The sequence below is a fragment of the Nocardia sp. NPDC058497 genome, from assembly GCF_042720195.1.
Lineage (GTDB): Bacteria > Actinomycetota > Actinomycetes > Mycobacteriales > Mycobacteriaceae > Nocardia.
Genome location: NZ_JBHXMY010000984.1, coordinates 1 through 1,317, shown reverse-complemented (window position 1 = coordinate 1,317; position 1,317 = coordinate 1). Strand labels below are relative to the sequence as shown.

The 1,317-nt window shown below is 65.2% G+C and carries 1 protein-coding gene; it reads right to left on the bottom strand.

The window, feature by feature from the left end; all coding sequences use genetic code 11:
• Nucleotides 1-136: 136 nt before the first annotated feature.
• The coding region (locus ACFWPJ_RS33075; RefSeq protein WP_378857495.1) for a type VII secretion-associated protein at nt 137-1,317 on the bottom strand (1,181 nt) is incomplete at its 5' end.

Sequence of the window (1,317 nt, the reverse complement as noted above, 5' to 3'; positions counted from 1 at the left end):
CGTTAAAACCCATCTTCTGGCTCCTTCGTGGTCAACGGTGGACCAGACCCCCCTGCTGGCGATCTGAGCCCTTCATCTTGGTTGGACGCACCGGCAGTGCGTTCGGTTCCATCATTTTCGGAGAAATTTCCGAAACCTACTGCGAGATCGATACTGATCGCATCACTTCCTCGCACGCAGTACTGACAGTCCCCCATCCTCCCGAGCCGTGCTGGCAGCCGACGTTGGTCTGGACGCCATGGTCGAGTAGGACGTACCACCTGACGACGGAACCGTCGCCAGGAAGTTCTTGGTAGCCGATCCCCCGGCGCCCAGCGAACACCACGTCGCGTTCGGGTGTACCGAACCGTCCGGGCTCGGCGCGAGCGATTCGCGCTGTGATGTCCCTTAGCACTTCATCATATCCAGCCTGTTCTGCAACAGTGTTGTATGTCACAGTAATTCGGCCGGGGGTGGCTGTCTGCGGAACGAGCGCAGCTCGCTCCGGGGTTTCTCCGGTGACCGTCCGCCAGCCCGCCGGGATATCGAAGGCGACACGGCCCATGGTGTGGCGTGGCGCATCAGCGGGCTGGGTCGACGATGGTTGCACCGGACTAGATTCCGCGGGCGCCCGGGTCACGGGCGCACTCGGGTCGGCGGGTGCGGTGGAACCTGCAACTGTGGCCGCGTCTGCACCGCTGCCCCAGGTGGTCACCGCTGCGACAACGCCCGCTGTGATCACGGTGAGCGCGACGGCCACTGCCGCAACGATTTTGGCTGTCGCGACGCGTGGTGACGGCGCTGTGGCAGCGGCGCGCTCGCGCAGGGTGCCGACCCACTCTGCGTTCTGTGCCGGGATAGGGCGCGTCCGCTGGTCGGTGAGACTGGATTGCGGCAGCAGCAGCGCCGTCAGGGCCAGCGGGTCTACCAGCGGCGTGGGCTGTGTGGTCCACGTCTGTGCGGCGAAGTCACGCAGGCGCTCAAGTAGCGGCTCGTCGTGCGGTCCGACGATTAGCACCGATGTCGGCCGGGAGCCCTCGACAACCTGTTTGATCATCTCGGTCAGGCGTTCGACGGCGGCGTCGTTCCATTCGCCTGCGCCCAAGGTTGGTTCGTGCTCGCAGGCCGCGACCACGATCTGGTCTCGGGATCGATCGACCGCACTGACGGTGACATCCAACGGCTCGATCTCCACGACAACCACGAGTTCCGAGGTCGCGAGGGACTGCCGCTGTCTTGCGACACGGACGGCGATCGACTCGAGCAGAACCGAGCCGGAGTACCTGCCGAAGGAGTGCCCGAGGGCCGACCGTCGCACTGCCGACCACGAACTGGGGC